This is a genomic window from Spirosoma aureum (assembly GCF_011604685.1).
GTDB lineage: Bacteria > Bacteroidota > Bacteroidia > Cytophagales > Spirosomataceae > Spirosoma > Spirosoma aureum.
The window spans coordinates 3,550,566-3,571,079 of the sequence record NZ_CP050063.1 but is presented as its reverse complement, the minus strand read 5'-3'; the positions used below and the strand labels follow the sequence as shown (position 1 = coordinate 3,571,079).

Annotated in this window: 11 protein-coding genes; 8 read left to right on the top strand and 3 right to left on the bottom strand. The window is 48.9% G+C overall.

From position 1 onward, the window contains the following. Window positions 1–28: 28 nt before the first annotated feature. Window positions 29–1,453, bottom strand: a complete 1,425-nt coding sequence (locus tag G8759_RS13910) for an L-fucose/L-arabinose isomerase family protein (RefSeq protein WP_167208906.1) — start codon at window positions 1,451–1,453, stop codon at window positions 29–31. Between the two features lie 435 nt (window positions 1,454–1,888). On the opposite strand from G8759_RS13910, the gene G8759_RS13905 reads away from it, so the two are divergent. The 7 genes from G8759_RS13905 to G8759_RS13875 all read left to right on the top strand — a co-directional run bounded on the left by G8759_RS13905 (window position 1,889) and on the right by G8759_RS13875 (window position 14,059). Continuing rightward, window positions 1,889–4,051 carry an alpha-L-rhamnosidase-related protein gene (locus G8759_RS13905; RefSeq protein ID WP_167208904.1) on the top strand — a complete coding sequence of 721 codons (2,163 nt, stop codon included), beginning with the start codon at window positions 1,889–1,891 and terminating at the stop codon, window positions 4,049–4,051. Between the two features lie 113 nt (window positions 4,052–4,164). Then, entirely contained in the window at window positions 4,165–5,409 is a 1,245-nt protein-coding gene (locus G8759_RS13900) for a ribulose-bisphosphate carboxylase large subunit family protein (protein WP_167208902.1), read from the top strand. Between the two features lie 59 nt (window positions 5,410–5,468). Next, window positions 5,469–6,809 (top strand): four-carbon acid sugar kinase family protein, encoded by a 1,341-nt coding sequence (locus G8759_RS13895; protein ID WP_167208900.1) that lies wholly within the window; start codon window positions 5,469–5,471, stop codon window positions 6,807–6,809. Window positions 6,810–6,906: 97 nt separating this feature from the next. Continuing rightward, complete coding sequence (locus G8759_RS13890) at window positions 6,907–7,569, top strand: aspartate/glutamate racemase family protein (RefSeq protein WP_167208898.1); 663 nt, start codon at window positions 6,907–6,909, stop codon at window positions 7,567–7,569. Window positions 7,570–7,626: 57 nt separating this feature from the next. Then, the gene (locus tag G8759_RS13885; RefSeq protein ID WP_167208896.1) at window positions 7,627–8,937 is read left to right on the top strand and encodes a bile acid:sodium symporter family protein; all 1,311 of its coding nucleotides are present in this window, start codon (window positions 7,627–7,629) and stop codon (window positions 8,935–8,937) included. A gap of 301 nt (window positions 8,938–9,238) precedes the next feature. Beyond that, window positions 9,239–12,337 (top strand): SusC/RagA family TonB-linked outer membrane protein, encoded by a 3,099-nt coding sequence (locus tag G8759_RS13880; protein WP_197933132.1) that lies wholly within the window; start codon window positions 9,239–9,241, stop codon window positions 12,335–12,337. An 81-nt stretch (window positions 12,338–12,418) separates the two neighbouring features. Continuing rightward, the gene (locus G8759_RS13875; RefSeq protein WP_167208893.1) at window positions 12,419–14,059 is read left to right on the top strand and encodes a RagB/SusD family nutrient uptake outer membrane protein; all 1,641 of its coding nucleotides are present in this window, start codon (window positions 12,419–12,421) and stop codon (window positions 14,057–14,059) included. A gap of 105 nt (window positions 14,060–14,164) precedes the next feature. Here the strand turns inward: G8759_RS13875 and G8759_RS13870 are convergent, their stop codons facing one another. Together G8759_RS13870 and G8759_RS13865 are read right to left on the bottom strand one after the other, a co-directional pair. Then, window positions 14,165–16,831 (bottom strand): ABC transporter permease, encoded by a 2,667-nt coding sequence (locus G8759_RS13870; RefSeq protein ID WP_232074249.1) that lies wholly within the window; start codon window positions 16,829–16,831, stop codon window positions 14,165–14,167. Between the two features lie 75 nt (window positions 16,832–16,906). Continuing rightward, complete coding sequence (locus G8759_RS13865) at window positions 16,907–17,167, bottom strand: PadR family transcriptional regulator (protein ID WP_167208891.1); 261 nt, start codon at window positions 17,165–17,167, stop codon at window positions 16,907–16,909. Window positions 17,168–17,653: 486 nt separating this feature from the next. Here G8759_RS13865 and G8759_RS13860 point away from each other — a divergent pair, with 486 nt between their 5' ends. Beyond that, window positions 17,654–20,365, top strand: coding sequence for an alpha-d-galacturonidase (locus G8759_RS13860; protein ID WP_232074248.1), 2,712 nt, complete (start codon window positions 17,654–17,656; stop codon window positions 20,363–20,365). Window positions 20,366–20,514: the final 149 nt, after the last annotated feature.

Genomic DNA, 20,514 nt, shown 5'->3' with positions numbered 1-20,514 from the left:
ACACTAAAAATTGATGGTGTGGATAGAATCAGGATTGATGCTCATAAACCTCCCAGCCCATATAATTCGACAGGGCCTCTTTGAGAATACCAGCGGTTTTGGACGCATTCATGACGACATGGTGTTCAAAACCATTTCGGCATACATACTGCATAAGATTCTGGAGATTGTTGATCTTCGCCACAGCCCGGTTGCCGAATGTATTCAGGGCATCGTCGGTTAGGGCACCCTCGCCAATATAGGCTTTGATAATTCCTTTGGGATCGTCGGTACTGATCCGGCCGAAGGTAAGCGGAGAGGCAGGTGTACGCCCTGCTAAAGCGCCATATGTATTTTCTTCCCCAACGGTAGTACCCAGAATCGGTGCCGTGCTGATTTCGATATCGGGCAAAAACGATTTTGCCCAGTTACCGCAATGGAAAAGAACGCACTTGTTTTCGTCGTCGGCGTAGTTGTTGTTCCAGTCGACCAACGCACTCGGCGAACCCGATGCGAGCTGCATGGCATACATGCTCAGCGTGCCAGTTACGTCTACTTCACACGCGCTGGGCAGCATGTTCTCGCTCATGATACTCATGCTCGTACAGACATTGCAGCCATAATTTTGCTGAAGCGATGTCCAGCACTGAATGGCCGTGGCGTCCAGCGCGTGTTCGGCCATAAAATCAGCCAGCACCACATCCAGTTTGGCAATCTGAACCAGTTTGTCGTCGGGCGTACGGCCCGTTGGTGTGTAGGCTTTGATGGCTTCGAGCCGCTCTTTTACCGACTGATCGTCTTTCGTCAGTTTATTGGCATTACCCAGGATCTGCGACAAATCGACGGTAACGACCGATATACCATGCCGCTGGAGTATTTTTTCGCTATACCTTACGGTGTTAAAACCACCGGGCCGAGCGCCAACCGCTCCGATTCTGACATTCCGCATTCCTTTCACGACCCGGCAGGTAGCTACAAAATTCGTCAGGTCTGTGGCAAAACTGGGGTCTGACGGATGCACGACGTGCTTGGTTGTCAGTGAGTATTTTATGCCGAACTGATACAGGTTATTGCAGACAGAGATCTTCCCACACCAGGCATCCCGCCGACGAGCTACGTCCATTCGGTTCAGATCGTCGGGGTAGGCCTGAATCAATACGGGCACATCCAACCGGGCAAGTTTTAATGTTTCAGCAACTCCTCTTTCGTCGCCAAAATTGGGCAGAACCACCAGAATGCCCATTATTTCATCGGCATGTTTTCTAAATAGTTCAGCGCATTTCTGAGCTTCCTGAAAGGTTTCGACACCTCCCAGCTTCGTCTGCGACTCATCCAGCATAATGGGTTTGACCCCTACTTTCTGGAATATGTCCAGCAAATCTGTCCGGCATTCGCCAACTAGTTTATCAGGAAAGAAATCGCGGTTGCCAATGATGACGCCTAAACTTACAGGGGTAGTCGATTTTATACTCATGATCTGGAGAATCGCAATAAATCAAGCAATTGGCCTGCTGGTGAGCGTTTGTACTACGCAGTAACAGTAACCAGAGCAAAGATAAAAGCAATAAATAGAAAATAAAAGAAATAAAATGAAGATTTACGAGGCATTAATTTGGTATTATAAGGTTGTCATTCAGAGTCAATGCAATCGGCACTATGAAAATCAGTGAGATTTTGACCAAGCAATGTGCTTATTTTTCAATCAAAATCAGCTTATTCCTGCTCTAAAGTAGTACCTATTTTATTTTTTATTTAAAAGGAGAATGACTACTTTCTTTTACTTTCTAAAATATTCTTATTTTTGCCATCCCCAAGAAGTTACACGCTTAACACGGTGAAATCTTCAGGTCGACCGCTCGCATTTTGACGCCGATCGTTCGCCATCTCGTCTCTGAATCCTATACATTCCATGAAAAGAGCACTTTCCCTCATTGCCATACTCGTCTCTATTACGTTAACTGGTTTCGCTCAGAATCAGGCGACCTGGATCTGGTATCCGGGTGATTTTGAAATCTGGCTGGGCAATAACATGCAAAACCGGCGCACAGAACGCGGAACATTTTTACCTCCCTTCTGGAAGCTGGACAGCCACTACAACCTCATTGATTTTCATAAGGATTTTGATCTGGCGCAGCCGGAAGAAGTCGATCTTTTTGTGGAAGGGAAATACAATGTAAAAATCGATGGCAAAGCCTTTTCGGGTTACCCTAAACGAATTACTGTGCCTGCCGGAAAACATAAAGTAAGTCTGAAAGTCTTTTGCCAGGACCGTGTCCCAGCCATTTATGTACGAGGCAAGAACGTGGTTTCCGATGGCTCCTGGTTAGTCACATTTGAAGACAAGGAATGGATCGATGAAACCGGGAAAGCATCTGATCAATCCGGTACGACCTGGCTTAAAGCTGGCTCCTGGAACTTTAATGATCCTCAGCAACCGCCCTCCAAATTCAAGCTGAATACCAAAGAGTTATCGGCAGTAAACGCAACCAAAAAGGCGGGCTCACTGCTGCTTGATTTTGGCAGAGAAACGTTTGGCTTTATCAAACTGAAAGGGCTGACGGGTAAAGGCCAGGTCACTATTTATTACGGCGAATCCCGCGAGGAAGCCCTGGCCACTGAAACCTGTGAAACCACCGATCATCTGGAAATCGATCTGACCCAGAAGCGCGATTCGATCATGGAATTGACCAAAGCGTTCCGGTACGTGAATGTGCAATTCGACGGCAGTGTTTCGATCGATTCGGTCTCGATGCTGTACGAATACCTCCCTGTTGCTGATCGGGGGAGTTTTCGATGTTCCGACGAGCAGATCAATAAAATATACGATGTAGCCGCTTATACACTGCATCTCAATACGCGTGAGTTTTTCATCGACGGTATCAAGCGCGACCGCTGGATCTGGTCGGGCGATGCTTACCAGAGCTACCTGATGAATTATTATCTGTTGTTCGACTCGCCCTCTGTGACGCGGACATTGCTGGCTTTGCGGGGTAAAGACCCGGTCACGAGCCACATCAACACCATTATGGACTATACATTTTACTGGTTCATAGGCATTTACGATTACTACCAATATACTGGAGATAAAACCTTTATTCAGCAATTTTATCCGCGTATGCAAAGTCTGATGAACTATTGCCTGTCGCGTCGGAACAAAAATGGTCTGCTGGAGGGGCTGGCAGGCGATTGGGTATTTATCGATTGGGCCGACGGATTGAGTAAAAAAGGGGAAGTTAGTTTTGAACAGTTGTTGTTCGCACGAAGTCTGGAAACGATGGCGCTCTGTGCCACGATCGTGAATGATACGCCAAACGCGGCCACTTACAGTCAGTTGGCAGCAGATGTAAAAACGAAGCTGTTTACCAACTACTGGAGTGATTCCAAACAGGCGCTGGTGCATAGCCGGGTCGATGGTGTGCCGACCCAGAACGTAACCCGGTATGCCAATATGTTTGCCATCTTTTTCAATTATCTGGACGATCCCAAAAAGCAGGCCATCAAACAGCACGTGCTCCTCAACCCGGAAGTACCAAAAATTACTACTCCCTACATGCGTTTCTACGAACTCGAAGCCCTTTGCGCGCTGGGTGAACAAAGCTATGTAACGAAAGAAATAAAGGATTACTGGGGTGGCATGTTGAATCTGGGCGCTACCTCGTTCTGGGAAGAATATAACCCCGCCAAAAAAGGGGCCGAACATTATGCGATGTATGGGCGGGAGTTTGGCAAAAGCCTTTGCCATGCCTGGGGTGCCAGTCCTATTTATCTGCTCGGCAAATATTACCTGGGAGTCAAACCAACAGCGCCCGCCTATGCAACGTATTCCATTGAACCACAACTGGGTGGATTACAGTGGATTGACGGAAAAGTTCCCACGCCGGATGGTGATGTTAGCGTTTATTGCAGCACCAAAGAGATCAAAGTAACGGGAGCTGGCGGAATCGGAACCCTTCGATTTAAAAGTAAGATAAAACCCGTATCCAAACAAGCCGCCATTCGATTAGTGAGTAGTGGCCTGTATGAAATGACCGTAGAAAAAGGCAAAAACTACCAGGTGAATTATCAGCTATAAGCCAGCTGGGCAAATACGACAACATCCTACAATTTCCAGAGAAAATAGCATATCCCATAAGGGATTATTGCTATTAATTTTGACTTTCGTGCTATTTAATTATCAGAATCTCATTGGAACGGATTACAGCCACATACTTCGTAGAAACACCCTTTAACCCTGAATCAGCGGCATCTGTACTGGCGGGAGAGCAATCGTCAGGAACGTTCGTGGCCGTGCCGGGTGAAACAGAAGAATTAAAACACCGGTTTGCGGCCCGTGTCGAATCGGTCGAGCGATTAGAAACGGTTCAGGAACCAGCCATTCCGGGGGCGGTTAGCGCATCGGGAAATTACCATCGGGCCATTATCCGGGTGTCGTGGTCTGTCGAGAATTTTGGGTATAACCTTCCGGTTCTGATTTCTACAGTACAGGGTAATCTGTATGAACTACGGCAATTTACGGGCCTCAAGCTCCTCGATATCGAGCTACCACCTTCATTTGCCAGCCAATATGCAGGGCCAGCTTTCGGTATTGCCGGTTGTCGGACGCTCACTGGTGTGCAGGATCGGCCTTTGATTGGCACTATTGTTAAACCCAGTATTGGGCTGAGTCCCCGGCAAACTGCCGATCTGGTCAAAACCCTTGCAGAAGCAGGCATCGACTTCGTAAAAGATGATGAATTGCTCGGCTCTTCGGCCAATTCGCCCTTTGCTGATCGGGTCGATGCAGTCATGGACGTGATCAATCGACACGCTGACAAAACGGGCAAAAAAGTAATGTATGCCTTTAACATCAGCGGTGACGTAGACGATATGCTGCAACGGTACGAGAAAATAGTTAGCCGGGGCGGAACCTGCGCCATGATCAGCCTGAATAGTGTCGGTATATCGGCCACCAAAAAAATCTGTGACCAACGCGAGCTGGCCATCCATGGGCATCGCAATGGTTGGGGCATGCTTACCCGCCATCCCCTGTTAGGCATTGCGTTTCCGGCCTATCAAAAACTCTGGCGTTTGGCAGGTGTCGATCAGATTCACGTAAACGGCATTCAGAATAAATTCTGGGAGTCGGATGATAGCGTTGTGCAATCCATTGAAGCCTGCCTGACTCCGCTGTTTGGTGGTTATTCAATACTGCCCGTAGTATCGTCGGGGCAGTGGGGTGGTCAGGCTCCCGAAACGTATCGCCGAACCAGAACAACCGATTTACTGTACATGGCCGGTGGCGGAATTCTGGCTCATCCAATGGGACCAACTGCGGGCGTAATAGCTCTACAGCAGGCCTGGAAGGCTGCAGTCGATGGATTAAGTGTTCAGGAAGCGGCTAGCGTCTATCCTGAGTTTGCGAAATCAGTCGAAAAATTCGGTGGAAGTTAAGCCCAATTCATATAACCCTGATTTACAGCACCATTACAACATATCAATAGTACAATTCAATGAACTCCTCCCTGCTCTTGGCCTATTATGGCGATGATTTTACGGGCTCTACCGATGCACTGGAATTCCTGAGCCGGGCAGGGGTCAAAACGGCTTTGTTTATTGAAACGCCAACACCTGAGCAGTTGGCATCCTATCCCGATCTGCGTGCAATGGGCGTGGCTGGCATGACCCGTTCCATACCACCAGCGTCCATGGAACCAATTCTGCGATCGGCATTCACGGAATTGCGGAAGCTCGGTTCACGGCATGTACATTATAAAGTTTGTTCAACGTTCGATTCGTCCCCTACGATGGGCAGCATCGGAAAAGCGATTGACGTCGGCCAAGAGGTTTTTCATAAGAATTTCATTCCGTTACTCGTCGCGGCACCGTCGCTTGGGCGTTATTGCGTATTTGGTAACCTGTTTGCCCGGATGGGTATTGGCAGCGATGGCGCCATTTTTCGGCTCGACAGGCATCCGTCCATGAGCAAACATCCCGTAACACCCGCTGATGAAAGCGATCTCCGGCTTCATTTAGCCAGACAAACAACTAAAAAAGTGGGCTTGCTGGACATACTACAACTTGTTAAAAATCAGGAAGATATTCAGAACACGATTACGGCCTTATTGCAGGACGGGTCGGATATAATCCTGTTTGACGCCCTCTATGACGATCAGTTAACACCCATTGGCGAACTGATCGATTCGTATGGGCATCCGCACAATCCGTTGTTTTTGGTTGGCTCGTCGGGTATCGAAATGGCACTTGGAAAATACTGGGAGTCAATCGGGGCGTTACAGCCCGTAACCCCCTGGCCAGATCCGGGTAAAGCAACCCCCTTACTGGTGTTATCGGGCAGTTGTTCGCCCATTACGGCCAAACAAATTGCCTGGGCTACCGCCAATGGCTTTGCCGAAATCATCATCGATGCGCAACAGATTGACGCTGGGGCCTGGTTGCTCCCACACATGACGGATTATAACCGAAAAGCGATTGAGTTCATCAGCGAGGGCCGTTCTGTCATCATCCATACGGGCGGTACTAGTGCAGCACAAAACAAGCTGTTTTCCTCCCAAAAATTAGGTACTGCGCTGGGATTGATTGCCCGAGAAGTAGTTGGCCAATGCTCAGCGATAAAACGAGTAGTTGTGGCCGGTGGCGACACGTCGAGCTATGCGGCCAGAGCCATGGGCATCGAAGCCGTTGAAATGATCGCTCCGCTGGTGGCTGGAGCCCCCCTTTGTAAAGCCACGGCCCCAGGATCACCCATCGATGGAATTGACGTAAACTTTAAAGGTGGCCAGGTTGGTGCCGAAAACTACTTCGGCATTTTGCTCGAAGGACACGTATTTTAAACGGGATTGCGGGTCGAATTCTCCAAAAGGACAATGCCGGCACGTGAGCTGATAACAGCCAGACATTACTTAACAGAGTGAAAACCAAACAGACAAAATGAGCGTAAAAACAATAGGTCTCATTCATACCTCAGCCACGTTAGTACCTGTTTTTCAAGCACTAACCAACGAGTATTTGCCCGGCATTCAAACGTTTAACATTGTTGACGACAGCCTGATCAAAAACGTCATCAAGCGCGGAGAACTTACGCCCGATACCGCCCGGCGCGTGGTCGATTATGTCGGTTCGGCCGAGGCCGCCGGAGCTGATTTTATTCTGGTTACCTGCTCATCCATTGGCGCTGCGGTAGAAGCGGCTGCCGCTCTCACACAGGTTCCCGTTTTGCGGGTCGATCAACCGATGGCCGACAAAGCCGTTCAGATCGGTAAAAAGATTGGTGTCATTGCGACCCTGCCAACCACCCTTGGCCCTACCAGCGATCTGGTTCGTCGGCGGGCAGTGGTTGCCGGTCAGGAAATCGAACTCACATCCGTCCTGTGCGAAGGGGCATTCGACGCGCTCATGAAGGGCGACACAGCCACGCATGATACGATGGTCGCAACAGCTTTAAAAGATTTGAGCACCCGAGTCGATGTGATTGTTCTGGCGCAGGCATCAATGGCGCGGGTTGTCGATACGCTGGATGCCAGTGATAAAAAAGTACCGATTCTGGCAAGTCCGACGATAGCGATCCAACATCTGGCCGCACAGTTTTCGTAGTGTTCAGACGTATTTTCTGTCATCCCGACGCCGTAGGAATGGCAAAAAACTAAACCCATGAATAAAATACCTCTCATCATCTCTGCCCTTGCCTTGGCTCTATTGCTGGCTGGCCTTTTCCTGCAAAATGCCAGCCTCTGGCAACCGGCAGCGGTGATGGCTGCGATCAGCTTTGCGCTGGGCATGAAGGCCATTCCTGCCCTGAAAACCTATCAGTATACTGCCTGGATCATTGTGGCCGTGATTGCGGGAATGATTTATCCGGCGGCTTTCAGCCATTGGGGATCGTTCGACCTACGGAATAAATGGCTCATTCTGCTGATTATCCAGCTGGTCATGTTTGGGATGGGGATTCAGATGAGCATCCGGGATTTTTCGGGGTTGGCGACAACGGGCAAAGGTGTAGCGATTGGTCTTTTCTGCCATTTCTCGGTGATGCCGCTGATGGGCCTGCTCTTGACCAAAGTATTTAAGTTTGAGCCAGAAATAGCGGCTGGTATTATCCTGATTGGCTCCTGCTCAAGTGGATTGGCCTCCAACGTGATGGTTTATCTAGCCAAAGCCAATCTGGTCCTTTCGGTTGTTGTAACGGCCATGGCAACGCTGGCGGCCCCATTTCTAACACCTTTATTGCTCAAGCTACTGGCGGGTACGCTTATCGAAATCAAGTTTGTGAACATGATGATGGAAATTATCAAAATTGTCATTGTTCCTATTTTTGCAGCCCTGGTACATGACTACCTAAAAACAGCTTCCACGACCAGCAGACGGATGGCCTTTTTGCTGGCTGGACTGGCTACAGGATGGTTGGTTGCACTCGGATTTGGCTTGTGGTCCTTTTTTGAGACTCTACTACCAAGTCCCGAATTGCTTCAATTCATGGAGATTTTCAGCTTTTTACTGGCGGCTTTAGTCGTCGGCGTTATTTATCATCAGGTAGCAACCAGCAATCCTAAACTGGATGCGTTAATGCCTTATTTGTCGATGTTTGGCATCATCTATTTCACCGCCGTCACGACCGCAGCCGGTCGAGATAACCTTCTTAATGTCGGTCTTTTGCTCTTTATCAGTTCCGTGATTCACAACGCAGCTGGTTATTTTTTTGGTTACTGGTTCAGTCGCCTGTTCGGTCTCGACAAAAACTCAGCCCGAACCGTTGCCTTTGAGGTTGGCCTGCAAAACGGCGGTATGGCGTCGGGCCTGGCAGGCAGTATGGGTAAATTAGGAACCGTTGGTCTACCAGCCGCGGTATTCAGTCCGTGGATGAACATTTCGGGGTCTATTCTGGCAAATTACTGGCGTCGCAGACCGGTATCGGATACATCCACCAGTACATATGAGGAGAAGGTCACTACGTCGGCTCACTAAAAATTTGGTCGGATACTTCTTTCTGATTACTTCGGTCAACTACTCAAACCAGCGTTTTACACCTCCATCAAAAATTCAAAATTTTCAAGAAGTTATACCATGCTAATATTGTATAATTTTTAGAGAAAATGGTGGAAACCGACGTTCACTTAATGCCCTAAGTTTGTCAAATCCCTTCAGCTCTTAAAAGTATTCTGCTTTTAAGAAGCTATGACATAGGTATTCACATCGAGGCTGTAAAGTAAACAAACGCTTGACTACTAGCGCTGTACAAGACAACTCCTTAATCAATAGTACGATCATGAAAAATATGTATACCTGCTTTCTCAGTCTGCTTGGACTGATTCAGGTAGGTTTCCCAACTGTAGTATTTAGTAACCCGGAGCGAACGCTCCAGGTTTCTGAGAACAAGGCTTCGACGGTATTATTTACCCACCTGGTATCCGCAAAAATACCTGCACTAACGCTTGCTCCAACCGATACAAAATCGGATCAACCGGCAGCAGACAGAACGATCAAAGGGACGGTTAAAGACGAAAATGGCCAGGGTTTGCCGGGCGTTAGCGTGGTTATCAAAAACACCGGTAAAGGAACTACGACCGACGCGAATGGCCTCTATCAATTGACCGCTCCTGACGCGGCTACTACCTTGGTTTTCAGTTTTGTCGGTTATCTGTCTCAGGAAGTGCCGATTACGAACCAAACCGACCTGAATATAACGCTTCAGGTCGATAATAAGCAACTGAATGAGGTCGTCGTAGTTGGATATGGAACGCAGCGCAAACGGGACCTGACCGGCTCGGTAGTTTCCATCAAGGGCGACGAAACAACCAAGATACCCGTGACTACGCCGGTCGAAGCGCTCCAGGGGAAAATTCCCGGTGCCGACATCACCCGGAATAGTGGGTACGCTGGTGCCAGTGCTTCGATACGGATTCGGGGGAACCGCTCGATTGCTAACCCCAGCAGTTCGAACAATGTTCTGTATATCGTCGACGGTGTGCAGGGTGTGAATGCCGCCGATATAAACCCGAATGATATTGCCTCAATTGACGTATTGAAAGATGCGTCCTCAACGGCCATTTACGGTTCTCGTGGGGCCAACGGAGTAATTATCATCACAACCAAGCGCGGCACAGGCGGCAAACCTAAACTCAGCCTGAGTTCGTATGCGGGTGTATCGGAGGTAGCGGGCTATGGTAAGTTTATGACTGGTCCTGAATACATTGCATTCCGGCGCGAAGCCTACCGGGCCGCTGGCACCTGGAGCAGCCCGGCCGATGATTCGAAGATTTTTAATGCCCCCCAGTTAGACGCCATTCAGAAGCAGCAGTTTCCAGTCTGGCCCGATCTGTTGCTGAAGCAGGGATTTCAGCAGGACCACCAACTGAGTGTTACCGGCGGGACAGACAAAACCAAAGTGTATTTCTCGGCTGGCTATTATAACGAAAAAGGCATCCTGCGACTGGACGAGTACAAACGCTATTCGGCCCGGATGAACATCGACCAGACCATCAACAACTGGATTACGGCAGGCATCCAGACCCAACTCGCGTACATTGACAACGACATTCGCCGGGACCCGTTCAACCGGGCCTCCAACATTCCGCCGTTGGGCACACCTTATGACGAAAACGGCAATTTTATCCCGTTTCCGCTGGGTGGAAGTGTCATCAATCCACTGGCCGATGAGCAGCCAAACGCCTACAAACGAAACCAGAAAACAAATCGCGGTACGCTTTCGGCCTATGTCGAACTGGCCCCATTTACGGGCTTCACGGTTCGCTCAACACTGGGCGCGATTTTCTCGACGTCAGAGTTGGGAAATTACTACGGCCGCAACACCATCGATGGCGCCGGAAGCCGATCGCAGGCATCCATCACCAGCAACCAGAGCCGAAATATGAGCTGGGAGAACGTATTTACGTATAAGCGAGCCATTCAGGACCACTCGTTTACCATTACGGGCGTTACGAGCTATCTGTCGTTCAATAATACGTCAAGCTTCGCGGGCGGTAATAACCAGCTGATTCCGGCCCAGTATTTCTATAACCTGGCAGCGGCTAACCAAAACCCGTTCTGGGGGAGTGGCTTTAGCAGCAACCGGCTGATTTCATTTACCGGACGTATCAATTACAACTGGAAAGACAAATACCTGCTGACCGTTACAGGGCGAAGCGACGGTTCATCTAAATTAGGCGAAGGGCATAACTGGGCTTTCTTCCCATCGGCCGGGTTGGGCTGGCGCATCAGCGACGAGTCGTTCATGAAAAACCAAAAAGTAGTTACCGATCTGAAACTGCGGGCGAGCTATGGCGTATCGGGGAATGACGTCATCAATCCGTACGCGACACAAAATTCACTGACCACGGTTTCATTTGCCTACAACGACGCCAATGCTGCCAATGCGTACCTGATCAGTCCAACCATTGGGAACCAGGATCTGAAATGGGAGCTAACCACCACCGCCGATGTGGGTCTGGATGTGGGCTTGCTCAACAATCGCATTACGGCCAACATCGATTACTATGACGCCCGCACCAACGACCTTATTTTTCCGTATACCCTGCCGCTGCTGACGGGCGTAACGACGGTGAACCGCAACATTGGCGTAACCCGGAACCGAGGGCTTGAAATTGGCATTACGACGCAGAACATCAATCAGAAAGGCTTTAGCTGGTCAACGAATCTGACGTTTGCCCGCAACAAAGAGATGATCGAGTCACTGCCAAACGGCAATGTCATCGCCGACGATTACCGGAACTCCCTGATCGAAGGACAGCCGTCGCAGATTTATTACGACTACCAAAAACTGGGTATCTGGCAGTTAGGCGAAGAATCAGCCGCAGCTAAATACAATGCCATTCCCGGCGACATCAAAATTGCCGATATAAACAACGACGGTAAAATTGACGGAACAGACCGGACAATCATCGGATCGCGGGTGCCGCAGTGGACGGGTGGTCTGTCAAACGACATTCGCTACAAAGGGTTTGACCTGAACATTCTGTTTATCGCCCGGGCCGGACAGTGGATCAGCTCGGACTATTATGCCAAGTACAACCGGAACGGCAATAATAACGGCGCCAGCATCGACTACTGGACTCCCGAAAACCCTACCAACGAGTACCCTCGTCCGAACGCCAACCGCAGCTCGACCTACGTCACAACCCTGACCGAGCGGCAGGCTTCATTTGTTAAACTCCGCAACGTTACATTAGGCTATACGATTCCCAAGACAGTTACTGGTAAGCTTAAAATCGATAACCTACGGCTATACGTATCGGGCAAAAATCTGTATACGTTCAGCAATCTGAAAGATTTTGATCCGGAAAACGAAGGTGTCATCGACCAGCCGCTTTCTCGGCTGTACGTATTCGGTCTGAACATTGGCTTTTAAAGAGCGAAAGAGAGGCAGAGCGTATTTACAGGTATTCGCACTTTCACTCTTTCATTCTTTCGCTCATTGACTCTTTTAAAAATGAAAACATACATAAAATACATAGCGCTACTTGCCCTGACCGCTACCGGGTTTTCGTGCAAACAGGATTTGCAGGAATATAACCCAGCCGGATCAACCGCCCAAACCCTGTTCACTACCCCCGAAGGCATTGAAGCGGGTGTCAATGGGGTTTACTCATACAATCGCTATTTCTACGGAAAAGAAGAAGGGCAGGCGCTCATGGAAATGGGCTCCGACATCTGGACGAATGCCGCCAATAACGGCAATACCGGTACGAATGGCCTTTTCCCACAGCCTCCGCTGATGACGTATCAGGGGCTGACAACAGACAATGTCTGGGTAAAAACCCGGATGTGGCAACAATGCTACGCAGCCATCAATCTGGCGAATAACGTACTAAAATACCTTCCCAGCGCTGGCGTTCCTGCCGCTCGTCAGAAAGAACTGGAAGGTGAATCGCGGTTTCTCCGGGCCTGGTATTACTGGCATCTGGTCGAAAGTTTTGGCCCGGTTCCGCTTCAGTTAGAGCCTACAGAAACCATTCTGACAACCGCTACCCGCACGCCCGTTGATGCGGTTTATGAGCAGATTTTCCAGGATCTTCAGTTTGCTGTTACGGCCATTCCGCTCACAACCACAGACTATGGACGGATCACCCGCCCGGCTTCCGAAGCCTTTCTGGCAAAGGTGTATCTGACGAGGGGAAAAAATCAGGAAGCGAGCAATTACGCCAAAAAGGTAATTACAGGCTACTCGTATAAGCTGTTGCCTACATACGCTAGTTTATGGTCGATAACGGGTCAGCAAAATACAGAAGTGCTGTGGTCCGTAAATTACTCGACCAATCTGGCATTCAATGCGGGTAGTAACCTGAATCATACGCTGTTCCTGATGGAGTACAACACCCAACCGGGTATGAAACGCGACGTAGCCAATGGTTTTCCAAACGTTCGCTACATGCCGACGCTGTTCCTGCTCAATCTGTTCAACGAGCAAAATGATTCCCGGTATAATGCATCGTTCAAGTCGGCCTGGAAAGCCAACGAAACCGACGCAACCAAACGCCCGGCGGGGATGAATGTGGGCGATACGGCCGTTTTTACAACAAAATACCCGGTAACAGCCGCTTTCCGACAGTCGAAAAAGTACAAGATTTATGACGTAAATGATATGTACAAAGCCGACGGTACGCCCAGCGATCGTTTTCACTACGTTTCACTTCAGAAATTTGATGATCCAACTCGGGCGACAGATGCCGAGACCCAAAGTGCGCGAGATGCCTATATTCTGCGACTCGGTGAGATGTATCTGATCGCGGCTGAAGCGCAGTTTAACCTCGGCAAGAAAGATTCGGCGGCTTATTACGTGAACGAAATCCGGACGCGGGCTGCCGTACCGGGCCGCCAGGCAAACATGCGTGTAGCAGCCGCCGACGTAACGCTCGACTTCATTCTGGACGAACGTGCCCGCGAATTAGCCGGTGAGCAGGTTCGCTGGTTTGATTTAAAACGGACGAACAAACTGGTTGAGCGGGTCAAAAAATACAATCCCGATGCGGCTCCGAGCATCCAGCCATTTCATGTACTCCGGCCCATCCCGCAGAGCGAAATAGATGCGGTGACGAACAAAGGTGATTTCAAACAAAACGCGGGCTATTGATAGATTACCAACAGACTAAGCTTCAACCGTCCGAAAGTTTTAAGCTTTCGGACGTTTTTTTTGAGTGCCTTGCGACCACCTGTAACCTAAAAACACGGAGCTGTCTCATTCGCTCCGTAAACTCGTTACCGGATTCATCAAAGCCGCCCGGATACTTTGAAAACTGATGGTTACGAAGGCGACTGTTATGGAAAGAGTAGCAGCTAGCACGAACACCCACCACTGAATATCGGCTTGGTAAGCAAAATTCTGTAGCCACCGGTGCATGCCATACCAGGCTATGGGAGAAGCTATCAGAAATGCAAGCAGTACCAGTTTCAGGAAGTCTTTAGATAAAAGTCCGACAATACTTCCCGTCGACGCACCCAGCACCTTACGTACACCGATTTCTTTGGTACGCTGCACCGTAGCATACGAGGCCAGGCCCAGCAATCCCAGACAGGAAATGAAAATCGCCAGTATGGCAAAATTCAGAAAAAGCGTTTGAAAGCGTTCATCACTACGGTACTGGCGATCGAAAAACTCGTCCATAAAGTAATAATCAAAAGGCCGGTCGGGATTTTTCTGCTTCCATTGGGTTTCGATCGCAACGAGGGTTTCTTTGACCTGACGACCAGCCATTTTGACCGATAAAAGATCACCATTCCACCAGTCGATCGCGCGGAACGTTAGGGGTTTAATTGTTTCCTGCAACGACTTGTAATGGAAATCTTTCAGGACACCTATGATCGTACCTTTACGATCCCATTGGTCAAATTTTTTGCCGATGGCTTCCTGCGGGGTACTGTATCCCAAAGCCTTTGTCATGGCTTCGTTGATGATCAATGCCTGGGTGCTATCTGACCTGAAGTTCGCAGAAAAAGCCCTGCCAGCCACAATTTTGAGATCGAATTGCGGGATAAAATCGAAATCGACCCGGTACACGTCCAGATTGCCAATCTGCATATCACCATTTTTATTTTCGATCATGGTGTGAGCTTGCGGGTTCCAGCCGCCCGGTATACTCGATGAGGCCGCGGTTGATTTGACACCATTTAATCCTCGGATGGCAGCACTGAATGCATCCCGTTTCGACCCTGTCTGCGTCTTAATAACCAGCATTTGGTCTTTAGAAAAACCCAGATCGCGGCTACGCATGAAATCCACCTGCGTATAGATAACGATTGTCGATATGATCAAAGCTGTCGATATGACAAATTGCGCTGTTACCAGGCCTTTCCGAACTAAAACACTGCTTGCATTTCCCCTGAAGCGTCCTTTTAAGACGATAACAGGTTCGAATGAAGAGAGCATCAGCGCAGGATATGCGCCAGCCAGGCAACCAATGATCAATGAAGCAACAAACAAGCCTCCTACAAACGGCAGATTGTTCAGAATTCCTGGGCTTATCATCTTTCCGGAAAGCGTGTTAAACCAGGGGATCGAGACTGTGGAAAGCACTAGTGAACAACCAAAAGCGATCAGACAGATTAGCACCGATTCGCCAATGAATTGTTGGGCCAGCAGCCATTTGGCAGCTCCGATTGCCTTGCGAATACCCACTTCTTTTGCCCTGTCGACCGATCGTGCTGTGGTCAGGTTAATAAAATTGATGCACGCAATCAGCAAAATGAACAGGCCGATGGCTGAAAAAATAGACACATTGGTCATACTTCCAGATTCCTCTCCGGGCCGTGTTGAATATAGATAAACGTTCCGTAATGGCTCCATAACCATTGTCAGGAACATTTGCTGTTCACGCATCATCTTACCGGCATGGTTTTCCAGAAACGAAGGGAATTTCTGGGCAAGCGCATCAGGATTTACGCCGGGTTTGAGTAGCAGGTAGGAATAGGTGCCAAAACTCCCCCAATCCTCATCAATACCTTTATTGAAATGCTGGGTATACGACACCATCGAAACGAACAGATCGCCTTTGATCTGCGAATTTTCGGGGATATCCTGCATGACCCCGGTGACCTTTGCCGGAACCCCTTCATCACCCAGAAGCAATGTTTGGCCAATTGGATCGGCATTGCCAAAGTATTTTCTTGCCGTTTTTTCAGGAACGACCACGCTCATAGGTTCTTTCAGCGCCGTTTGGAGATCACCTTTGAGCAGCTTGAAATCGAAAACGCTGAAAAGCGAGGAATCCGCAAAAACTGTTTTGTTTTCCTGAAATTTCAGATCGCCCTTTCGCACCAGACGCTCCTTGACACTAACCCGGACAAAGTTTTCGACCTCGGGAAATTCTTTTTTGAGATTAGGCGCGAAGGCCCACGAACTGATGCCATAATGAATGGTTTCAGACGTCGTTTTGATGTCCGTAGCGAGCCGGTAAATGCGATCGGCCTTTTTATGGAAAGCATCGTAGGTTAGCTCAAAATGAACATAGAGGGCAATCAAAAAGCAGGCAGACATGCCAACACTTAGGCCCATCACATTGATGAATGAAAATGACTTGTGTTTCCAGAGGTTGCGGAAAGCAATTTTGAGATAGCTGCGTAGCATAGTAAGGCTTAAGAAAGCAGGTTGAGAGTCATCGGGGTAGGTGTTGTAACGGGATTTAAAAGCAGGAACAGCTTTCGGGCGCCACAGGCGGGGATGCAGTAAAAGCAAAATATCGATCAGATACAGCCACCGGGCTCTGGAATAGCCATAGCGCAGAGCCCTCTTATGAAACAATTCATCCAGATCGCCCTGTATTTCCTCCCGTAAATGAGCAGCTGTAATTCGCTCCAGCAGGGTCTGGGCCCATCGGGGAGGTTGAGGGGTTGTCGATTTTTTATTCATACCATTCCAGTTCCAAAAGCGGCTTCCGGGTTAGACCCATAGCTCATTGCGAATCCGACGGAATTTCTTTAAGGTTTATTCGCCGATAGTTGTAACGGTAAAAAACCGTTTTCGGCGCCCTCCCCGTTCGGCAGTTGCTTTGCCGAATCGAGAAATTTCCAATGCTTTCTCTTCGAGTCGTTGCATAGTTCGGTAAACGGCTCCCAAGCTCATCGGCAGTTTCAACCGCGGACTAAGTTCTTCCATAGCTGCCACGCAGTAGGCATCGTTATAGAGTAGGGCAATGGTTAGTAAGACTAACTCATCAAATTCACCGAAAGAAGTGCTTTTCATCATAGAATTTGACCGCATTAGCTATCCTACTCATTTGTATAGCAAATAAACGGCCAACTCGTCAAAACCGCCCTCTAGAAGATTAAATGCGGTTTTTCTGTAACAATTGGGGGTTTATCTGTCCGTAATTGGACATATCCTGTTCACATACGGACAGCCGCTTAACTGAGGCTGCTTACCTGATAAAAGAATAGAAGCTATCTATCTCAGAAGCGTGTATGCGATTAGGCTTTACGAATTCACGCGGATTTCTGAAAATCGCCAATCAATCAGGTAGCCTTCAAACAGACTACGCTAATATTGTACAATTTTCAGAGAAAATGGTGGAGATTGATGTTCACATAATCTCGTAGGTTTGTTAAATCCTGTTAGTTTCATTTATATCGACTTCCTGAAGGCGCTGGCCTTCGGGAAGTTTTGTACCTGGAAAGCCCTGAACCTTATATGAAGCGATATCCTGGGATCTTTTCCCTCCTATCTTTCCTTATTTTGTTGACCTTTCTACCTTCGAGCGCAGAGCAATCAGCAGGGAAAGGGCAGAACCTCACACTGATTATTCCCGTTTCGGCCCACGCTCGGGTAACATTCGGAGCGCAAAAATTACAACAGGCGCTTACCAAAGCCGGTTATCAGGTTCAGATAAAACCAGGCAATCAGGTAACGCAAAGTAATTCACAGTTAATCATCGGCTTATCATCTGACGATGTAGTCAAACGAACGGCTTCGTTATACAATCTTCCCAGTGTTCCAGGAAAAGAAGGCTTTTCGATTCGAAAAGACCCCCAGAAACCGATCCTGATCGTTGGAGCCGATCCATCCGGGGTGTTGTATGGTTGCCTGGAACTGGCTGATCAGGTAACGAAAACCAATAAGCTTCCCGAAACGATCAATCTGACCGATAAACCAGAAATGGTACTTCGCGGTACGTGCATAGGGGTGCAGAAGCCTACCTATTTACCCGGCCGCGATGTGTATGAGTACCCCTATACACCCGAAACCTTTCCCTGGTTATATGACAAAGCCCTCTGGATTCGGTATCTGGATATGATGGTTGAAAACCGGTACAATTCATTGTACTTGTGGAACGGGCATCCATTTGCCTCGCTGGTTCGGCTGAAAGAGTATCCCTACGCTGTGGAAGTTGACGACGCGACGTTTAAAAAGAACGAGGAGATGTTTCGTTTTCTGACTGAAGAAGCCGACAAACGTGGCATCTGGGTCATTCAGATGTTCTACAATATTATCGTCTCCAAGCCTTTTGCCGAACACCATCACATCAAAACTCAGGACCGTAATCGCCCAATAATACCACTCATTGCCGATTATACCCGGAAGTCGATTGCGGCTTTTGTCCAGAAATACCCGAACGTTGGATTGCTCATTGCGCTGGGTGAAGCCATGGAGGGAGTTGGGCAGGACGATGTGGACTGGTTCACAAAAACGATCATTCCGGGGGTTAAAGATGGCCTGAAAGCACTTGGGCAAACCACCGAACCACCTCTCGTTCTTCGCGCCCACGATACGGATGCCCCTCGTGTCATGAAAGCAGCGCTGCCCCTGTATAAAAATCTGTATACGGAAGCCAAGTTCAATGGCGAGGCATTGACTACCTATACTCCGCGCGGGAAATGGGCCGATTTACACCGAACACTAAGCAACATTGGTACGGTTCAGATTGAAAATGTGCACATTCTGGCCAATCTGGAACCGTTCCGCTATGGCTCTGCCGATTTTATCCAGAAATCAGTACAGGCAATGCACAGCGTGTACGGCGCGAATGGCCTGCATCTGTATCCGCAGGCGTCTTACTGGGACTGGCCCTATACGGCGGATAAAACCTCCCCTCGCCTTCTCCAGCTCGACCGCGACTGGATATGGTATAAAAACTGGGGTCGTTACGCCTGGAACTCGCAACGCAACCGCCCCGACGAAATCAACTATTGGGGGACTCAACTGGCCAATAAATACGGGTTGTCGACCGACAAAAGCAAAGATATACTGGAAGCCTATGAACAGGCTGGTGAAATTGAACCGAAACTATTACGGCGGTACGGCATTACTGACGGCAATCGCCAGACCCTGACGCTGGGGATGCTGATGACTCAGCTTATCAATCCGTTTCGGTATGGCCTGCTCACGTTGCTATATGAGTCGGAAGCTCCTGAAGGCGAGATGATTATCGACTACGCCGAGAGAGACTGGAAACACGATAAACACATTGGCGAAACCCCCGTTCGGGTTGCCGACGAAGTGGTTGAGCACGGCAAAAAAGCGGTACTAGCCATTGAGAAGGCTGCTAGTTCGGTCACGAAAGAAAAAGAAGAATTCACGCGTTTGAAAAATGACATGTATTGCCAGAATGCTTTGGCCAATTTCTACGCGCAGAAAGCCCGTGCCGCAATAGCCGTCCTACGCTATAAGTATTCCAGCGACGTTCGGGATCTCGACAAAGCGGTGCCCTTGCTGGAAAGCAGTGTCAAACACTACGCTGAGCTGGTGAACCTGACAAAAGATACGTATCTGTATGCCAATAGTATGCAGACAAAACAACGCAAAATTCCCATGCGGGGCGTCGATGGCACCTACATAACCTGGGAGGAGATGCTACCCGTTTATCAAAAAGAACTGAATCGGTTCAAACAGGCGATCGACTCGCTGAAATCGACCAGCAATGCCGTCGCCAAACAGCCTATTGCACTAAAACCAGCAACGGTCACGCTCCAAAGCCCGCAGGTTGAAACCTATTCTCTGGAAAAAGGGCAACCCGTTTTTGCCGACACAACCGTAGCCATTACGGAGATAGCCCCTGAACTCAAGCAGTTGAAAGGTCTAAAGTTTTCTAAAGCAAAACAGCAATCCGAACGAACCAGCCTGACCTTTACGGCAACCCAGCCCGTAAAACTTCTGATCGGCTTTTTTAACGAAAAGAATCCGAAATACCTGCCTGCTCCCGAATTGGAAACCGATGCCAGTGCCAACGATTACGGCCAGTCGGAAATCAAAATCTCGAACGCCATTCTGGTTGGAGGATTACCGCCCGTGAACGTTCATGCGTATTCGTTCAAGGCTGGGCAACACACGCTCAACTTAGGAAAAGGAGCCTGCCTGCTGCTTGGCTTTATGGATGGCAATCAGGAGATCCCGATTTTCGATGCCGGCCTCGCAGGAAACAAGAAAAATATAGACTGGTTGTTTGAGTAACGAACGCAAACAATCCGGCCTTTCCCGACATCGGTGTGGTTTCGCTAACGGATAACTATCTCTTTACTAGATTGATAAACAGAATAATTTCTTTTGTAGGTCAGTCGCAATCCGATAGCGTGAATCGGTTGTGGCTTGCCCGGCCACAA

Coding starts and splice junctions, on each gene's coding strand:
- G8759_RS13910 (WP_167208906.1), bottom strand. CDS start 1,453: ATGAGTATAAAATCGACTACCCCTGTAAGTTTAGGCGTCATCATTGGC.
- G8759_RS13905 (WP_167208904.1), top strand. CDS start 1,889: ATGAAAAGAGCACTTTCCCTCATTGCCATACTCGTCTCTATTACGTTA.
- G8759_RS13895 (WP_167208900.1), top strand. CDS start 5,469: ATGAACTCCTCCCTGCTCTTGGCCTATTATGGCGATGATTTTACGGGC.
- G8759_RS13890 (WP_167208898.1), top strand. CDS start 6,907: ATGAGCGTAAAAACAATAGGTCTCATTCATACCTCAGCCACGTTAGTA.
- G8759_RS13885 (WP_167208896.1), top strand. CDS start 7,627: ATGAATAAAATACCTCTCATCATCTCTGCCCTTGCCTTGGCTCTATTG.
- G8759_RS13880 (WP_197933132.1), top strand. CDS start 9,239: ATGAAAAATATGTATACCTGCTTTCTCAGTCTGCTTGGACTGATTCAG.
- G8759_RS13875 (WP_167208893.1), top strand. CDS start 12,419: ATGAAAACATACATAAAATACATAGCGCTACTTGCCCTGACCGCTACC.
- G8759_RS13870 (WP_232074249.1), bottom strand. CDS start 16,831: ATGAATAAAAAATCGACAACCCCTCAACCTCCCCGATGGGCCCAGACC.
- G8759_RS13865 (WP_167208891.1), bottom strand. CDS start 17,167: ATGATGAAAAGCACTTCTTTCGGTGAATTTGATGAGTTAGTCTTACTA.